General features: G+C 69.8%; 14 protein-coding genes and 1 tRNA gene. 9 read left to right on the top strand and 6 right to left on the bottom strand.

The window, feature by feature from the left end:
* Nucleotides 1–99 precede the first annotated feature (99 nt).
* On the bottom strand, nt 100–1119 hold the full coding sequence (locus tag AC1DMN_RS07700; protein WP_440733900.1) for a LacI family DNA-binding transcriptional regulator: 1020 nt from the start codon (nt 1117–1119) through the stop codon (nt 100–102).
* Between the two features lie 235 nt (nt 1120–1354).
* On the opposite strand from AC1DMN_RS07700, the gene AC1DMN_RS07695 reads away from it, so the two are divergent.
* The 5 genes from AC1DMN_RS07695 (at nt 1355) to AC1DMN_RS07675 (ending at nt 6594) form a co-directional block, all read left to right on the top strand.
* Complete coding sequence (locus tag AC1DMN_RS07695; RefSeq protein WP_440733899.1) at nt 1355–2686, top strand: ABC transporter substrate-binding protein; 1332 nt, start codon at nt 1355–1357, stop codon at nt 2684–2686.
* A gap of 110 nt (nt 2687–2796) precedes the next feature.
* Complete coding sequence (locus AC1DMN_RS07690) at nt 2797–4140, top strand: carbohydrate ABC transporter permease (protein ID WP_441977708.1); 1344 nt, start codon at nt 2797–2799, stop codon at nt 4138–4140.
* On the top strand, nt 4140–5108 hold the full coding sequence (locus AC1DMN_RS07685; protein ID WP_440733897.1) for a carbohydrate ABC transporter permease: 969 nt from the start codon (nt 4140–4142) through the stop codon (nt 5106–5108). The genes AC1DMN_RS07690 and AC1DMN_RS07685 overlap by 1 nt, the downstream gene beginning before the upstream one ends.
* Nucleotides 5109–5227: 119 nt before the next feature.
* Complete coding sequence (locus AC1DMN_RS07680) at nt 5228–5881, top strand: phosphatase PAP2 family protein (RefSeq protein WP_441977707.1); 654 nt, start codon at nt 5228–5230, stop codon at nt 5879–5881.
* A gap of 95 nt (nt 5882–5976) precedes the next feature.
* A complete protein-coding gene (locus tag AC1DMN_RS07675; RefSeq protein ID WP_441977706.1) occupies nt 5977–6594 on the top strand; it encodes a GNAT family N-acetyltransferase in 618 nt (205 codons plus the stop codon).
* Between the two features lie 146 nt (nt 6595–6740).
* Here the strand turns inward: AC1DMN_RS07675 and AC1DMN_RS07670 are convergent, their stop codons facing one another.
* Both AC1DMN_RS07670 and AC1DMN_RS07665 read right to left on the bottom strand, forming a co-directional pair.
* Entirely contained in the window at nt 6741–7760 is a 1020-nt protein-coding gene (locus AC1DMN_RS07670) for an asparaginase domain-containing protein (RefSeq protein ID WP_477229577.1), read from the bottom strand.
* Between the two features lie 25 nt (nt 7761–7785).
* Nucleotides 7786–9282: an amino acid permease gene (locus AC1DMN_RS07665; protein WP_477229576.1), complete on the bottom strand. Its 1497-nt coding sequence runs from the start codon at nt 9280–9282 to the stop codon at nt 7786–7788.
* A gap of 107 nt (nt 9283–9389) precedes the next feature.
* Between AC1DMN_RS07665 and AC1DMN_RS07660 the strand changes: the two genes are divergently transcribed.
* Nucleotides 9390–10100, top strand: a complete 711-nt coding sequence (locus AC1DMN_RS07660) for a FadR/GntR family transcriptional regulator (protein ID WP_477229575.1) — start codon at nt 9390–9392, stop codon at nt 10098–10100.
* Between the two features lie 68 nt (nt 10101–10168).
* Here the strand turns inward: AC1DMN_RS07660 and AC1DMN_RS07655 are convergent.
* Nucleotides 10169–10256, bottom strand: a tRNA-Ser gene (locus AC1DMN_RS07655).
* A 113-nt stretch (nt 10257–10369) separates the two neighbouring features.
* On the opposite strand from AC1DMN_RS07655, the gene AC1DMN_RS07650 reads away from it, so the two are divergent.
* The 3 genes from AC1DMN_RS07650 to AC1DMN_RS07640 all read left to right on the top strand — a co-directional run bounded on the left by AC1DMN_RS07650 (nt 10370) and on the right by AC1DMN_RS07640 (nt 13498).
* The gene (locus AC1DMN_RS07650; RefSeq protein ID WP_477229574.1) at nt 10370–11752 is read left to right on the top strand and encodes an LssY C-terminal domain-containing protein; all 1383 of its coding nucleotides are present in this window, start codon (nt 10370–10372) and stop codon (nt 11750–11752) included.
* A 9-nt stretch (nt 11753–11761) separates the two neighbouring features.
* Nucleotides 11762–12658 carry an oxygen-dependent tRNA uridine(34) hydroxylase TrhO gene (trhO, locus tag AC1DMN_RS07645; protein ID WP_477229573.1) on the top strand — a complete coding sequence of 299 codons (897 nt, stop codon included), beginning with the start codon at nt 11762–11764 and terminating at the stop codon, nt 12656–12658.
* A 153-nt stretch (nt 12659–12811) separates the two neighbouring features.
* Complete coding sequence (locus AC1DMN_RS07640; RefSeq protein WP_441977700.1) at nt 12812–13498, top strand: DedA family protein; 687 nt, start codon at nt 12812–12814, stop codon at nt 13496–13498.
* A 67-nt stretch (nt 13499–13565) separates the two neighbouring features.
* On the opposite strand, the gene AC1DMN_RS07635 is transcribed toward AC1DMN_RS07640, so the two are convergent.
* Nucleotides 13566–15884, bottom strand: a complete 2319-nt coding sequence (locus AC1DMN_RS07635) for a transglutaminase TgpA family protein (RefSeq protein WP_477229572.1) — start codon at nt 15882–15884, stop codon at nt 13566–13568.
* Entirely contained in the window at nt 15874–17157 is a 1284-nt protein-coding gene (locus tag AC1DMN_RS07630) for a DUF58 domain-containing protein (protein WP_477229571.1), read from the bottom strand. Before AC1DMN_RS07630 ends, AC1DMN_RS07635 begins: the two co-directional genes overlap by 11 nt.
* Nucleotides 17158–17203: the final 46 nt, after the last annotated feature.

The following is a 17203-nucleotide window of genomic DNA, read 5'->3' as shown; positions in this document are numbered from 1 at the left end:
TCGCGTTCCGACGCTGCGAAGGCCCCGGGTTCTCCCGGGGCCTTCGTGCGTCTCTCGCGGACCCGGCTCGTCGAGCTCGTCGAGCGGCTCGGCAGCAGGTCAGCGGGCGGTTTCCAGGCGTGGGACCGCCGTCGACTGGCGGGCCACCAGTGTCGCCGGGGAGATCACGTGCTCGAGGGGCGCGTCGGTGTCCTGCATCCGCGCCTGCAGCAGGCGAACCGCCTCGATGCCCTGCTCCCGTGGGTTCTGCCGGATCGTGGTGAGGCTGAACATCTCGGCGTAGCGGTGGTCGTCGATCCCGATCACGCTCAGCTCGCTGGGTACGCCGATGCCGAGGCGCTGCGCGGCGATGATCGCGCCCACGGCCGCCTCGTCGCACACAGCCGCGATCGCGGTGGGGCGGTGACGACGATCGGCGAGCAGTGCTGCGGCCGTGGCGAATGCCTCGGGGATCGTGGACGTCGTGCGCACCGCGCGGATCCGGTGCTCGAGCCCGGCGGTGGTCATCGCCTGGCGGTAGCCGTCCAGGCGCTTGTGCTCGCCGTAGCTGAAACGGTCGCCGTCCAGCGCGTCGCCGAGGAACGCGATGTCCTCGTGGCCGAGGTCGATCAGATGCTCCGTGGCGACCCGTGCGGCCGCCACATCGTCGATCGTGACGGTGTCGGCCCCCTCGGTGAACGGTCCGACCGACACGAGCGGCAGACCGATGCCCGCCAGGCGTTCCAGCTCGTGCGCTCCCGGCTGGAGGCAGACGGCGATGATGCCGTCGAAGCGGCGACCGGCCAGGGCGTGATCGAGCATTCGGGCGCGCTCGGCGCTGCCTTCCGCGGCGCCGTAGAGCGCGAGGTCGAGGCCGTCGGCGATGAGCGCCTGCTGGAGGCCGGCGAGCAGCTCGGCGAAATACCATCGGTCGGCCATCGGCATGATGACGCCGATCGTCGAGGTGCGCCCCGTGGCCAGGCTCGACGCGCTGGAGTGCGCGGAATAGGCGAGTTCCCGTGCGGCGCGCTCGACGCGTTCTCTCGTCTCTGCGGACACGTAGCCGTTCCCGCTGAGCGCGCGACTGGCCGTCGATTTCGCCACGCCCGCCCGCAGTGCGACGTCGATGATCCCGGTCACGGCGTGTCCTCCTCGAAACGGATCCCCTCACCATAGCGATATCTCACACACTATGGAACCGGTTCCTTGAAAGCGCTCCCATGGATCCGGCCCCGCGGCGAGCCCGGTTACCCAGTTGTGATCCGACGCACGTTGCGCAATGGGTACGAGGGTCACTAGTGTCGCCTGGAAGCGGTTCCTGAAGGAGCCCCCAGCGCTGGGGAACTCGACCCCGCGAATTCGAAGGAGAAAACGTATGGGAATGTCTCAGCGACGTCGCCTGATCGCGCCTCTGGCGCTGCTTGCGGTGTCCGGACTCGCGCTCGCGGGCTGTGCCGAAGGCGGCTCGTCCGGCGGTGGGGATTCGTCCGGCAAGGGGGAGACCGTCAAGATCTCCGGCGGTATCACGGGATCCGAGGCGGATCTGCTGAACAAGTCCTTCGACCAGTTCACGAAGGACTCCGGCATCAAGGTCGTCTACACGGGTGACAAGGGCTTCGAGGGCAACATCGTCACCAAGGTGTCCGGTGGTAGCGCCCCGGACATCGCCATCGTGCCGCAGCCGGGTCTGCTGAAGAGCCTGGTCGGCACCGGTCAGGTCAAGGAGGCCCCTTCGGAGGTCTCCGCCAACGTCGACAAGAACTGGTCGAAGGACTGGAAGACGTACGGCACCATCGACGGCAAGTTCTACGCCGCCCCGATGCTTGCCAACGTCAAGGGCTACGTCTGGTACTCGCCGGCGAAGTTCAAGGAACTCGGCGTCGAGGTGCCGAAGACCTGGGACGACCTGCTGGCACTCACCAAGACGCTTCAGGAGAAGACCGGTGCCGCTCCGTGGTGCGCGGGCTTCGCCTCGGGTGACGCCTCCGGCTGGCCGGGCACCGACTGGATCGAGGACCTCGTGCTGCGTCAGAGCGGCACCGACGTCTACGACAAGTGGGTCGCGGGCGACGTCAAGTTCACCGACCCGCAGATCAAGCAGGCCTTCGACGCGGTGGGTTCCATCCTGCTCGACCCGAACTACGTCAACGCGGGCTTCGGCGACGTGAAGAGCATCAACTCGACCGCGTTCGCGGACGTCGCGGCCAAGGTCGCCGACGGCACCTGCCTGATGACGCACCAGGCCTCGTTCCTCTCGTCGAACTTCCTCGACGTGAAGACCAAGGCGGGCGCCGCGCCGAAGGTCGCCCCCGACGGCGACGTGTACGCGTTCGTGCTCCCCGGCGTCAAGGAGGGTGAGAACACCATCGAAGGCGGCGGCGAGTTCGTCGCGGGCTTCACCGACAGCGCCGCGACCAAGAAGGTCCTGGAGTTCATGTCCTCGCCCGAGTTCGCGAACGCCCGCGTCAAGCTCGGCGGCGTCATCTCGGCCAACAAGAACGCGGACGCCTCGCTGGCATCCAGCCAGTTCCTGCAGGACGCGATGAAGACGCTGCAGGATCCCAAGACCACGCTGCGTTTCGACGCGAGCGACCTGATGCCGGCCACCGTCGGTTCGGGCTCGTTCTGGAAGGGCATGGTCAGCTGGGTCGACGGAAAGCCGACGGATCAGGTCCTGAGCGACATCCAGGCCGGCTACAAGAACTAGTCTGAGTACCACCTGAGAGGCTGCGGGGTCGTCCGCCATCGCGGGCGGCCCCGCAGTCGTTCGGGAAGGTCCTGAAAGTGTTCATCGTCGAACCGTCATAAGGGGTCCCTATGTCGCAATCCACAGCGACCGAGACCACGCGATCCGATCGCAAGACCGAGTCCGTGAGTTCCGGCCGCACGACCGCTTCCCGATCCGTCACGATCGGCGCCTACATCGTGGGCGCAGTCGTGATCATCGGGGTGTTCATCGCCCTCCTCGCCGGTGGTCCGGCGGACAACCCGAAGCCGACGTCGCTCGGCTTCTCACTGAACAGCTTCTTCACGTGGCTCGGCGGGCTGAACCCGCTGCTGCAGATCCCGCTCGTGCTCCTCGTGTTCGCCATCGTCGCGGGCATCCTGCTGGTGCTCATCGAGTACGCGCCGCGGCACGGGAAGGGCTATTTCTGGCTGCGTCTGGTGGCGTGCTTCGCGATCCCGGTGCTCGCGTTCATGATGCTGCGGCCCTACCAGAACGCCGTCGTCTACGTCATGATCATCGCCCTGGTCGCCGGCGGCCTGCTGTTCTTCGCCGACTACCGCGCGCGTGAGGGCTCCGGCTACCTGTTCCAGCTCACGCTGTTCATGGCGCCGGCCACCCTTCTCCTCATCGTCGGCCTCATCTACCCGGCCGTGTCGACGATCATCCAGTCGTTCTTCGACAAGACGGGCAAGGACTTCGTCGCACTCGAGAACTACCAGTGGGTCTTCACGAACCCGGAGGGCTTCTGGTCCGTCATCAACACGCTGATCTGGGCGCTCATCGCGCCGATCGTGTCGACGATCTTCGGACTCGCCTATGCCGTGTTCATCGACCGCGCCCGCGGCGAGAAGATCCTCAAGGTGTTCGTCTTCATGCCCGTCGCGATCTCCTTCGTCGGCGCCGGCATCATCTGGAAGTTCATCTACGACTTCCGGCAGGGCGACCAGATCGGCCTGCTCAATGCGATCGTGACGCTGTTCGGCGGCAAGCCGGTGTCCTGGCTGGACACCACTCCGCTGGTCAACACGATCTGCCTGCTCATCGTGTTCATCTGGACGCAGACCGGGTTCGCCATGGTGATTCTGTCCGCGGCCATCAAGGCGGTTCCGACCGAGCAGATCGAGGCGGCGTCGCTGGACGGCGCGAACGCCTGGGAGAGGTTCCGCAACGTCACGGTCCCGGGGATCCGCTCGTCGCTCATCGTGGTGCTGACCACCATCACGATCGCATCGCTCAAGGTCTACGACATCGTCGCGGTGATGACCGGCGGTCGGGCCAACAGCACCGTGCTCGGCTTCGAGATGGTCAACCAGCAGCAGCGCTTCCAGAGCTACGGGCACTCGTCGGCGCTGGCCGTGGTGCTGTTCCTGTTCGTGCTGCCGCTGATCATCTACAACGCCCGGCAGATGGCCAAGCAGAGGGAGATCCGCTGATGAGTGCGACACAGGCGATCGTCACCGACAATCGCAGCAAGCGCCAGGTCGAACGCGACACCCGCCGCAACGAGGCGACCGCGCAGAAGCGGCTCACGTCGAGGGGCGCCACCATCGCCGCGGTGATCATCGCGATCTTCTGGACGATCCCGACGCTCGGGCTGTTCGTCACGTCGTTCCGTCCCGGGGCGGACTCGAACAGCACGGGCTGGTGGACGGTCTTCGTCAATCCGTCGTTCACGCTCAGCAACTACGCCGACGCGCTGAACTCCGGGGGCACGGCTCTCACCCTCGGCGCCTCGTTCGTGAACTCGCTGGCGATCACGATCCCGGCCACGGTGATCCCGATCTTCATCGCCTCGCTCGCGGCCTACGGCTTCGCGTGGATGAACTTCAAGGGCAAGAACCTCGTGTTCGTGTTCGTGTTCGCGTTGCAGATCGTGCCGATCCAGATGGCCCTGGTGCCGCTGCTGTCGCTGTTCTCGCGAGGGCTCACCCTGTTCGGGACGCAGATCTTCCCGGGCTTCACCCTGCGCGACGTCGACCACAGCTTCGCCACAGTCTGGATCGCGCACGCGATCTTCGCGATGCCCCTGGCGATCTTCATGCTGCACAACTTCATCGCCGAGATCCCGGGCGAGGTGGTCGAGGCGGCCCGCGTGGACGGGGCAGGACACGGGCAGATCTTCTTCCGGATCATCCTGCCGCTGGCGATGCCTGCCATCGCGTCGTTCGCGATCTTCCAGTTCCTGTGGGTGTGGAACGACCTGCTCGTGGCGACGATCTTCGCGCCCGAATCGTCGTTGCCACTGACCCAGACGCTGAACTCGCTGTCCGGCACCTGGGGCAATCAGTGGTACCTGCAGTCCGCGGGTACGTTCATCTCGATCATCGTTCCGCTGATCGTGTTCTTCGCACTGCAGCGGTTCTTCGTGCGCGGCCTCCTGGCCGGCGCGACGAAGGGCTGATCCGAGCGATCCCTCGAAGGCCGGTGCCCCTCTCGGCGGGTGCCGGCCTTCGTCGTTCCACCGGCGCGGCGTCGGCGCCGGATGCGAAGTGCGACAGCGCGTCGGGGGAGAATGGCCGGATGACACGTCGGCTCGCCCTCATCCTCGGCATCATCGGGGTGACGGCAACGGTCGTCGCCGCGGTGGTGCTGGCCACGGCCCCGGGCGTGATCGTGTCGCTCGACGACGCCTGGAACCTGGAGATGGGCGAGTGGCGCGGCCCCGTGCTCGTCGGCTGGGCGCTGGTCATGAACGTGCTCGGCGGAGGATGGGTCGCGACGATCCTCGCCCCCCTCGTCATCGCCGCCCTCGCCTGGCTCGTGCGGGGCTGGCGCGGCGCCCTGTTCGCGCTGATCGCCTTCGTGGTGAGCGCGGGCGTGGTGCAGCTCGTGAAGAGGTCGCTGGGCCGTGCGCGACCGCAGGATCTGCTGATCGCGTCGGATTTCGGGTCCTTCCCCTCCGGCCACACCGCGAACGCCGCGGCCGTCGCCGTGGTGCTGTGGTTCCTGTTCCCGACGCTGTGGATGGCCATCGGGGGAGTGGTGTGGACGGTGGCGATGGGATTCTCGCGCACCGTGCTCAGCGTGCACTGGTTCAGCGACACCGTCGGCGGTGCGCTCATCGGTGCCGGCGCGGCCTTCCTGGTGGCGGCGGTGCTGTGGCGCTGGGTCCGGTCGCCGCGCGTGCTCGACGAGGCGGCGACGCGGGATCCCTGGGCGGTTCCGCCTCGCTAGGCTGAGGGGATCCGCAGGCCCCTGCGCGTCCCTCGTCTCGCGGCGCCTGAGCGAGCGCGCCGAGACGCAGGGCGCCGACAGAAAGGCATGGCCACGTGGCACGCATCCGACCGTTCCGCCCCGAAGACGTCGACGGGCTCTACGACGTGTGCGTGAAGACGGCTGACGTCGGCGCCGACGCGACCGGCATGCTCGAGGACGACGCGCTCTGGGGCGACCTGTTCGCGGTCCCGTACGCGCGGCGCGATCCGAGCCTGTGCTGGGTGGTCGAGGCCGACGACGCGCGCGTGATCGGCTACGTCGTCGCCACCGATGACACGAACGCGTTCGCCTCGTGGTTCCGCGACGAATGGTGGCCGTCCCGACGGGACCGCTACCGCGCATCGGGTGCGGCTGAGCCGACGCCGCAGGACCGCTTCATCGCGTATGGCGACCGGCAGAAGCCCGGCGATGGTCCGATCGTGCAGGGGTACCCGGCGCACCTGCACATCGACCTGCTTCCGGAGACACAAGGGCAGGGCCTCGGGCGGCGGCTGATCGACACCCTGCTCGCTGAGCTGGCTCACCGCGGCGTCCCAGGCCTGCACCTGGCCATGAACGCCGACAATCACTCCGCCGGCGCCTTCTACGAGCGGCTCGGCTTCACGAAGCTCGCCTCGGGCGACGGCAGCACGACGTACGGGATCAGGATCCCCGCAGCAGCGGCCCTCTGAGCTCCTGCCGCAGCCCGGCGTCGTCCGGTCCTGGCGACGTGCGGCGGGCGGGAGATCCCCCGACATCCCGCCCACCGCACGCCGCGTCTGCTCCCTGGTGGCAGGGCGGGTGGTTTCACCACGCGCGCGCCTCGCCACAGGGCGTCTCACCCGTGCCGTTCCCCGATCAGGTTCGTCCCGAGGTAGTCCCTGAGCTCGGCACCCGCGAAGCCCGCACGCGCCAGCGCACCCAGCTTTCCGAGCGCGGCTTCGCTGGTCATGTCGCCGGCGCCGATCGCTCCCGCGTCGGCCAAGGCGGATCCGACCGCGTACCTGTCGAGCACCACCGATCCGTCCTCGCACTGCGTGACGGCGAGCACGACCGTGCCTCGCCCGGTGGCGGCGCGGATCGCATCGGCGAGCCCGCCGCTCACGGCCGGTGCCGTCCCGGATCCGTAGCATTCCAGCACGATCCCGGTCGGGCACTCGTTCATCGCGGCGACCAGCTGCAGTGCGTTCACACCGGGGACGACCTTCACCAGTCCGGTTCTCGGCGCCGGTGCGCCGGCCGCGCGTCGCAGCGCGTCGGCGAGCCGGTCGTCGACCCCGACCGGCTCCGCCGCGAGCGTCCGTGGTGCGGCGAACGCCTGCAGGCTCTGGGCCGAGCGCTTGGTCGCCCGCACGGCGGGGAGCACGGATCCGCCGAACGCGATGTGCACGCCCTGCAGCGCATCCCGGTCGGGAGCGGAGATCGCGAGGGAGAAGTTGTCGATCGCGTCGGTGCCCTCGAATCCGATCGGGAGCTGGGCTCCCGTGAACATGATCGGCGTCGGCAGATCGGCGAGCGCGAAGGCGGCGAACGCCGCGCTGTACGCCAGGGTGTCGCTGCCGTGGATCACGACGACCGCGCGGGGATCGTCCCGGGTGATGATCTCCCGCAGCTGATCGGCGAGTCGGCCGAGCGCCGCGCAGTCCATCTCGGCGCTGTCCATCGCGCGCTGGGTCTCCGTGTAGACCCACTCGGCCGGCTGCCCGTCGGTTCCCCTGACTCCCGCCATGAGGCCCTCGATCTCGGTCCGCAGGCGCGGGTTCGGAACCAGGCCGTGCGCAGACGGGACCATCCCGAACGTGCCGCCGGTGTAGAGGATCGCGAGCGGGCGGGAGGACCGGGGCCGCTGAGCGGTCACGGATCCTCCCGGCTTCTGCTGCTGCTCAGTCATTCGCGCCCGGAGCGGTCGGCGCGTCGTCGATGCCCGCTGGACGCACGTCGATCGCTGTGGTGAGCGCGTGCGCGTCGATCCGCCCGCGGACGGCGTACCAGCCGATCACGAGGAGGATGATGACCACGACGAACGCGATCAGAGTGATGCGACCGACCCCCGGGTCGAGGGCCATGAGGAGCACGACCAGCGCGAGGAATCCCAGGGTGACGCCGTTGGTGACGGGCGCCCACGGCAGACGGAATGCCGGGCGCTCCCGTCCGTCCCGCTTCATCTTGCGGATGAACAGCCAGTGGCAGACGATGATCGACGCCCAGACCCCGACGATTCCCAGGCCCGCGAGGTTGAGCACGATCTCGAACACCTGACCGGGGACGACCATGTTCAGGAAGACGCCGACCGCTCCGAGCGCGGTCGTGATCAGGATCCCGCCGTACGGGACGCCTGCCTTGTTCATCCGCTTGGCGAACTTCGGTCCGGTGCCGGCCATCGCGAGCGAGCGCAGCGTGCGACCGGTGGAGTACAGCCCGGCGTTCAGGCTCGACATGGCGGCGGTGAGGACGACGAGGTTCATGATGTCGCCGGCGTGCGGGATCCCGATAGCGCCCATGACCGTCACGAACGGGCTCTCGTCCGCCTTGTACGCGTTCCACGGCATCAGGAGGGTGAAGAGCACGACCGATCCGGCGTAGAAGAGCATGATGCGCCACATGATGGAGTTGACCGCACGGGGGACGACCGAGCGGGCGTCCTGGGCCTCGCCGGCGGCGACGCCGACCATCTCGGTGCCGCCGTAGGCGAAGACGACGCCGAGAGCGATGACGAACATGGCGCCGACCCCCATCGGGAAGAACCCGCCGTTGTCGGCGATCATCGAGAGGCCGGGGGTGTGTCCGTTGATCGGCGTCTGGGTGACGATGAGGTAGACGCCCAGGATGCCGAACAGCACGATCGCGCCGACCTTGATCAGCGCGAACCAGTACTCCAGTTCCCCGAACAGCACCGCCGAGGTGACGTTCATCGCCATGACGATCACGAGCGCGACCAGCGCGATCACCCATTGCGGGATGGGGGTGAAGAACGACCAGAAGTGCGTGTAGAGCGCGATCGCGGTGATGTCGGCGATCACCGTCGTGCCCCAGTCGAGGAAGAACAACCACCCGACCGTGAAGGCGCCCTTCTCTCCCATGAACTCGCGCGCGTACGAGACGAACGCGCCCGACGACGGGCGGTACATCACCAGCTCGCCCAGGGCCCGGACGACGATGAACGCGAAGAGGCCGCAGACGATGTAGACGACGGCCAGTGAGGGTCCTGCGATCTCCATGCGGCCGCTCGCGCCGAGGAACAGGCCGGTTCCGATCGATCCGCCGATGGCGATCATGTTCATGTGCCGGCGCTTGAGCGCCTTCTTGTACCCCTGGTCGCCCACGTCTGCGACGGCTTCCTGTCGCCCGTTCTCGACCTGAACCTCTTTGTTCTGCGTCACCCCAAAGCCTTCCTTCATCGGCGGTTGGTTGGACAGTTTCTGTCCAGCTGTCGGACAGCTTAGGGTGCGCACGTGCTGCTGCGCAAAGGGGCCGCAGGGGCGCCGGTATGCTGAGGCTTCCGGAAGAGCTGAGGTGGATCGTGCTCGAGGACGCCGTTCCCGTCACCCCGATCAAGCGCGTCAGCGCCGCGGAGGCGACGTTCCAGGCGCTGCTCGCACTCATCGCGAGCGACGGCGTGGCGGTCGGCGACCGGCTTCCCGGAGAGGTCGAGCTGGCGAAGCGGTTCGGCGTGAGCCGCGCCATCCTGCGCGAGGCGCTCGGCGCGTGCGCGACGCTCGGCCTCACCGAGACGCTCACCGGCAGCGGAACGTACATCCGTGCCAAGAGCCCGCGACAGGGGCTCACCTTCGGCGGCTACTCGGCGGTCGATCTCATCGAGGCGCGGCCGCACATCGAGATCCCCGCCGCCGGATACGCCGCGGAACGCCGCACCCCCGAGCAGCTCGACCGGATGCGCGCCCTCGTCGAGCGCATGCGGAACACCGCGGACCTGCGCGCCTGGGTGCGCCTGGACGGGGAGTTGCACCGTCTGATCGCGGAGGCGAGCGGCAATCCCGTGTTCGCAGCCATGGTCGACTCGCTGCGGCAGGCTCTGGATCCCCAGTCCGAGTTCCTCAACATCACCAAGGCCCGGCAGTCCTCCTCGGACGAGGAGCACGCGCGCATCGTCGACGCGATCGCATCGGGTTCGGCCGACAGCGCGCGGGACATGCTCTCCCGCCACCTCTTCCGGGTCGCGGAGGCACTCAGCGAGTAGCCGCTGCGCCGGTTCACGACGAAGACCCCGGCTCCCCAGCGGTTCTGGGGGAGTCAGGGCCTTCGATCTGGCGGTGACGGCGGGATTCGAACCCGCGGTTGCTTGCACAACACACGCTTTCCAAGCGTGCTCCTTCGGCCGCTCGGACACGTCACCAGGAATACAACCTGACCATCCTATCCGATGCGACGGGATGGTCCTGACCGGGCAGCCGGGCGGGCGCCCGGCCCCCGTGCCAGGATGAGAGAGGACCGCGAAGGAGGGCAGCCGTGAGCGACGCGCAGCACCCGTCGAGGCGCCGCTGGGCGCTGCAGATGCAGCAGCCGTTGCCGTCTTCCACGGTGTTCGACCGGATCGCGTTCCTGATCGGCACGGCCTCGGCGGTCTGGCTCGCGATCATCATCTCGATCGAGGGCTTCCGCTCGCCGTGGGCGCTGCTGCTGTTCATCCCCGTGTGGGCGATCATGGCGTATCTCGTGCTGCCGCGGCTGCACCGCCTGCTCAGCGACCTCTACGTGCCGGACTACTTCTTCGGGCGCACGCGCACGGGCGACGGCCTGCTCGGGGATCCGGTCAACCTCGGCGTCGACGGCACCGCGGCGCAGCTCGACGAGGTGATGACCAGGGCAAGGTGGCACCGTGCAGACGAGATCACCGCCGCCTCGACCTGGGGGATCATCGTGTCAACGCTCACGCGGCGCAGCTATCCGACGGCACCCGTGTCGCCGCTGATGCTGTTCGGCCGACGGCACGATGTCGCGTACCAGCAGGAGGTGGCGGGCAACCCCAAGCAGCGCCACCACGTGCGGTTCTGGCACTGCCCGCCGGGCTGGCTGCTGCCCGGCGGAGCGAAGACGGACTGGCTCGGCGCCGGCACCTACGACACCGATGTCGGGCTCAGCCTGTTCACCCTGCAGGTGACCCACCGGATCGATGAGAACACCGACGTCGAACGCGATTTCGTGGTGCAGAGCGCACGCGACGCGGATCCCGCCGTGCGGTTGCGCCTCCTGCACGACTTCACCACCGGCTATCACTCCCGCAATGGCGGCGGCGATCGGTTCATCACCGATGGCGACCTGCCGATCCTCGACGTGACCCGCGTGCGCACGGCCCCCGGCGAGGCGGACGAGGGCGCCGACGATCTCTCCGGCACGAAGTCGGCCGAGGGCCTTCCGCGTGAGGGGCACGGCGAGTCGCTGCGCGCCACGGCCGAGCGGTCCGTGCGGCGGGCGCCGTTGTCGACGTTCTTCGCCGTCGGCGTCGTCGTGATCGGAGCGATCATCGACGTGCTCGGTCTGACGGTCGGGGCCGCGGCCGACCCGGGCGTGCGGGCGCTGTTCTCCTCCGGCGAGGCACCCGAGGTGGCCGTGCTGATCGGTTTCCTCGGGTTCGGCGTGCTCGTCTCGCTCGCGCAGCTGCTCATGGCCTGGTTCGTGCTGCGGCGGGGACGGCGCTCCCGGGCGATCCTGATGGTGCTGCTGGCGATCGGCGTGCTCTCGACCGCGATCGACTACCTCGACGGCACGGCGACGCTCGGGCTCAACGGCACGCTCCTCGCCGCGTCGCTGCAATGCCTCGCCCTGCTCGCGTTGTCCAGTGAGTCGGCCGGAGCCTGGGCGCGGCGGAAGACCGCGCAGGAGCGCGACTAGGATCGCTGGGTGCCCACCCCGAAGATCGTGCTGTTCTACGCCTTCGCGCCGCTGTCGGATCCGGAGGCGATCCGGCTCTGGCAGCGCGACCTGTGCGAGGCACTGCACCTGCGCGGGCGGATCCTGATCTCGAAGCACGGGATCAACGGCACCCTCGGCGGTGACCTGCCCGCGGTGAAGAAATGGCTGCGCTCGTTCCGCTCCTATGCGCCGTTCCGCGATGCGGACGTGAAGTGGAGCGAGGGCACCGGGGTGGATGCCGACGGGCACAGCGTCGACTTCCCCAAGCTCAGTGTGAAGGTCCGCGACGAGATCGTCTCGTTCGGCGCCCCGGACGAACTGCAGGTCGATGAGCACGGCGTGGTCGGCGGCGGCACCCGGCTGAGCCCCGATGCGCTGCACGAACTCGTGGCAGAGCGCGGGGACGACGTCGTGTTCTTCGACGGGCGCAACGCCCTGGAGGCCGGGATCGGCCGCTTCCGCGGAGCGATCGTGCCGGAGGTGGAGACGACGCGCGACTTCGTGGGGCTGCTCGACTCGGGCGCCTACGACGACCTCAAGGGCCGGCCGGTCGTCACGTACTGCACTGGCGGGATCCGCTGCGAGGTGCTGTCGAGCCTGATGGCGGCGCGCGGCTTCGGCGAGGTCTACCAGCTCGAAGGCGGGATCGTCCGCTACGGCGAGCAGTTCGGCGACGACGGGCTGTGGGACGGATCCCTGTATGTGTTCGACGGCCGCGGATCCGTGGACTTCTCCGATCATGCGGCGGTCATCGGCGAGTGCGCCGGCTGCGGCGCCGCCACGAACCGCACCGCGAACTGCCCCGACCCGTCGTGCCGGCATCAGGCGGTGGTGTGCGCGACCTGCGTGGCGGTGCCGTGCGCGGAGCATGCGACAGCGGTCTGAACGCCCCTGCCGCCCCCCGCGTCCGGTCCCGCGACGGCGAGGTGAGAATCGCGCCGAAGGCTGGGCTTCTGGGCATCCGCCCGCGGTGAACAGTTCGGAACATCATTCTCCGGTATGACGACGGCCTTTCCCGCGCGCCGTAGCGTGGAGGGCATGGACCTGCTGAACGCCTGGCTGCTGCATGCTGCGGGGCAGCTCTGGCTGTTCCCCGTGCTGCTGGTGTTCTTCTTCGTCGACGGGTTCGCCACGATCCTGCCCAGCGAGACGGCGCTCGTCGCGCTCGCCGCCCTGTCGCTGCAGAGCGGCGAGCCGAACCTCGTGGTGCTCGGCCTGGTCGCTCTGGTCGGCGCGGTCGCCGGGGACAACATGGCGTACCTGCTCGGCCGCACGATCGGTACCGAGCGCTGGGCGTGGATGCGCCGGCCGCGGGTGCACAAGATGTTCGACTGGGCCCGGTACGAGCTCGACAAACGGGGCGCCGCGCTCATCTTCACCGCGCGATACATCCCGTGGGGGCGGGTCGCGGTGAACTACGTGGCGGGTCAGACCGGATTCCCGCACCGCCGGTTCTTCCTGTACGACCTGTTCGCCTGCATCACGTGGGTCGCCTACGCGCTGGGCATCGGGCTGCTCGCCGGCCAGTGGGTACACGACAACCCGCTGCTGGGCGTCGGAATCGCGGTGGTGTTCGCCGTCATCGTGGGGTTCGGAATCGACCACGCGCTGCGCTGGTGGCACCGGCGCCGGGGAGATGCCGAGCCGTCCCGGCCCGGATCCGCAGCGTCCACGACGACGACCGCGTCCCAGGCGGCCGCGTCTCCGACGGCCGCCGAGCACTGACGATCCCGGATCCGCGACGCCGCCGGGCGACGCGGTCGTGAGGGGAGGGGGCATCCCGCCCGGGCGCTCAGGACGTCGAGGTCGCCAGCAGCCGCGCGCCGAGCAGCGAACGCGGGGCCAGCACCGCCGTGAGCCGGTCACGGCGCGACACGTGCTCGCGCAGCTGCGCCCGGATCGCATCGAGCGGAGGGCGCAGATCCCCGACGTCCGGCGCGGATCCGGATCCCGCGCGCGCATAGCTGCTGCGTTCGATCGCTCGCACGAGCACATCCATGTCGGCCGGATCCGCGCCGCGCTCGCGCACCAGGCGCGCACCGCGCCCGCGCGGAGACTCCGCGGACGAGGCCGGACGGCCCAGATCCTGCAGCGTCGCACGCAGCTCGGACCACGCCGCCACGGCGTCGCCTCGGCCCGCGGCGGCACGACGTCGCGCCGTCTGCACGCGCCGGATCATCGCCGGGATCAGCAGCACGACCAGCACGCCCACGACGGTCCACACCACGGGCATCACCTGCTGCACCGTCGGCGTCGAGGCGCCTGCGGCTCCGGCGTCCGGCACGTCGAGGTTCTTCGGGTCCTTCGCGACGCCGCTCGTGGTGGGCTGCGGTGTCGCTCCGGCGGAGGGCAGCGTGCCGTCGTCGGATCCGGAGCTGCTCTCGGCGAAGGCGGTCGGGACGCCCCGGGTCGCGGTCGGTTCGAAGGGCACCCAGCCGATGCCGGAGAAGTACACCTCGGGCCAGGAGTGCAGCTGGTCGGTGGAGACCTCGAACACGACCCGCCCGTCATCGGAGCGGCGATCCGTCGCTGTGCCGGGCAGGTAGCCGACGACGATCCGCGCCGGCATGCCGAGTGAGCGCGCCATGAGCGCGAACGCCCCGGCGAAATGCACGCAGTAGCCCTCGCGTACGGTCAGGAACTTCGCCACGGCATCGACGTTGGTGCCGTCGAAGCCGTCGTCGACCGGGGTCTGCAGCGAGTAGCGGAACCCGGCGCGGAACCAGGTCTGCAGTGCGATCAGCCTGTCGTAGTCGGTGGCGGCCCCGCCGACCACTTCGCGCGCACTGTCGGCGATGATAGCCGGAAGGCCCGCGGGCAGTGCCCGCAGGTCCTGCGGGGCGTTGGAACCCGTGGCGGTGGATGCGCGGATCTGATCGAGCGTGGGCTCGAGCGTCGCCGTGTCGATCGTGTAGTTCTGCTCGGCCGCATCGGCGTTCGCGGCGATCACCGTGCGGTTGTCGCCGGCGGCGTTCCAGCTGCCGCTTTCGCCGCGCACTGCAGTGGCCTGGTAGGGCACCGGCAGCCAGGACCCGGAGATCCCTGCGGTGCGGATCGTGGTCCTGGTCTTGTGCAGTGCGACGCCCTCGGGGGCGGTGACATCGCCGAAGCCCTGGGACAGGGGCACCGTGGTGGGCCGGTCCGGCTGCCAGGTGGAGCCGTCGAATCGGGTCAGCGTCGCGATCCGGAGGTAGGGCGGCGTGCCGTCCTGGGTGATCAGGGTGAGCGCGGTGACGGGGGAGGGACGCCGCAGATCCTGCCCCAGGTTGAGGGTGGCGCTGAGGGTGGTGCTGCCGCCGCCGATGCTGAGCCCCGAGGCGGACAGCGGCAGCAACGGCGACACGATGAGCGCCGCGAGCACGGCGAGGAAGCCGAGGACGACGGCGGGGAGGCGCCGCGTGCGCAGGAGCGCGTCAGTGGGCGCATGGCGCGTGGGGGAGCGGCCGTCCTCCGTCACGGTCGCGGGACGTGCGGATCCTGGCGGCGCGAACCGCACATGCAGGAAGAGCAGGATCGCGAGCGCGAGCCCGATGAACCACACCGGGTTGGCGCCCTGGTGCACGATCACTCCCGGCACCGCGCCGAGCGCGGTGACCAGCACGGCCGCCACGAGCGGCGCCCGCAGCGTCACGAGCACGAGATCCAGCACCACGGCGATGAGTCCGGTCGCCGCGGCCACACTCACGGCGACCGCGGGGGACGGGGCGAGGGGAGCGACACCGCCGCGGATCTCGTCGAGCGCGGCGGAGAGGAAGGCGTCGATCGCGCGCCATACTTCGGGTGTCGGCAGCAGCCAGCCGTGCCCGGCTTGCCGCGCGACGAACGCCGTGAGCGCGATCAATCCGGTGCCGAACTGCACGACGGGCACGGCGGGGATCGCCAGCCAGGCGGGCGCCCGACGGGTGAGGGAGCGCACGACCGCGCCCGCGACGATCACCGTCGCGCCCGTGACGGCGGCGCCCGCGCTCCAGCTGCCCGGCTGCACCACCGCGCTCAGCGGCCACACCGTCACGAGAAGGCCCAGGGCCGTGAGCAATGCCGCAGCCACGGGGCCGCCGTCCCGCCTGCGCTCCTGCAAGGGGCCCCCGTACGCGCTCACGTCAGCGGGCATGCGCAGCCTCCTCCGGAGCAGCGGGGGACGAGCCCCCGGCGCCGTCGCCGGACCGCGGGGATCGACCAGGCTCCGCGGCGGCATCCGCCGAGGCGGATCCGGGCTCGCCCGCGCCGGCGTCCGCCCAGGCGTCGGCCGGATCGTCGCCGAGCAGCGCGGTTCGCCAGCCCTGCTGTTCCGCGGCGGACAGCGCGTCGGCACCGGGGGCGGTCGCGATGAGGATCGGGGTGCCGGCCCCGCCGTGCGGGAGCGTGCCGGCATCGGCCGCATCGATCGCGCCGGTGATCACCACCAGCGGACCGACCGTATGCCCCTCGCTCGCCGCCGGCAGCCCGTGATCGCGCTCGCCGGAACGCGGCGCGGTGCCGGCCAGGCTCACCAGCAGGCCGTCGCGTTCGTCCTCCGCCCCGCGCAGCCGGCCGATCAGCACGCCGGTGGCGTCGACCACGTCCACGGCGAAGCCGTTGTCCACGAGGTGCATCGCGATCGAGGCGCACGCCGTGACGGCTCGGTCGAAACCGTCGAAGTCCGTCTCCCGGTCGGCTCCGACCCAGCGCGCGCCCGCGCGATCCAGCACCACGAGAGCGTCCGGGCTCGACTCCTGCTCCTCCTGGCGCACCATCAGATCGCCTCGGTGCGCGGTCGCACGCCAATGGATCCGCCGCATCGAGTCGCCGGGGACGTACCGGCGAGGGGAGAGGTTGTCCGCACCCTGCCCGAGTCGGTGCGACGAGGTCTGCGCCGTCCCACCGGCGCGCCCCGTGCGGTCGGTCAGCCGCGGCAGCGGCACGACCTGCGGCACGATCGTGACCGGCGTCACGTCACCGAGCTCGTCCGTGCGGACGAAAAGGCCGAACGGATCCGTCGTGCTGAGCCGCAGCGGCCCGAGCGAGGCGAGCCCGCGACGCACCCCGGAGATCGGATACGTCATGGTCGTGGTCGTTCCGCCGGGGATCGGTTCGGCGTCGTCGGGCGGGAAGGCGCCGGTCGCCGAGCCGCGCACGGCGGCCGGCAGCCCGTCCCGCCAGCGTCCGGACGGCGGGCGCACAAGGGTGCGCAGATCCACCCGCACCCGTACCCAGGTGTCGTCGCCGACCGTGAGCAGGTCCGCAGCGACCGTGCGGCCCACCCGCGCATGCCGGCGCGGGACGAAGACGAACAGCGCGGCCAGGACGAGCAGTGCGAACAGCAGCGCCGCCACGTACAGCAACACCGGCGTGGCCAGCACGTTCGCGCCGATCACCAGGAGGATCCCAATCAGGAGCGCGCTCACGCCGCGCCCGGTCATCCTCCGCCCGGGCGGATCCGCTTCGCGCCGC

The organism is Microbacterium sp. 01T413_2 (genome assembly GCF_056398985.1).
The sequence above is the reverse complement of the archived record's forward strand: the minus strand, read 5'-3'. Positions and strand labels throughout refer to the sequence as shown.

Coding starts and splice junctions, on each gene's coding strand:
- AC1DMN_RS07685 (WP_440733897.1), top strand. CDS start 4,140: ATGAGTGCGACACAGGCGATCGTCACCGACAATCGCAGCAAGCGCCAG.
- AC1DMN_RS07640 (WP_441977700.1), top strand. CDS start 12,812: ATGGACCTGCTGAACGCCTGGCTGCTGCATGCTGCGGGGCAGCTCTGG.
- AC1DMN_RS07635 (WP_477229572.1), bottom strand. CDS start 15,884: ATGCCCGCTGACGTGAGCGCGTACGGGGGCCCCTTGCAGGAGCGCAGG.
- AC1DMN_RS07660 (WP_477229575.1), top strand. CDS start 9,390: ATGCTGAGGCTTCCGGAAGAGCTGAGGTGGATCGTGCTCGAGGACGCC.
- AC1DMN_RS07680 (WP_441977707.1), top strand. CDS start 5,228: ATGACACGTCGGCTCGCCCTCATCCTCGGCATCATCGGGGTGACGGCA.
- AC1DMN_RS07695 (WP_440733899.1), top strand. CDS start 1,355: ATGGGAATGTCTCAGCGACGTCGCCTGATCGCGCCTCTGGCGCTGCTT.
- AC1DMN_RS07690 (WP_441977708.1), top strand. CDS start 2,797: ATGTCGCAATCCACAGCGACCGAGACCACGCGATCCGATCGCAAGACC.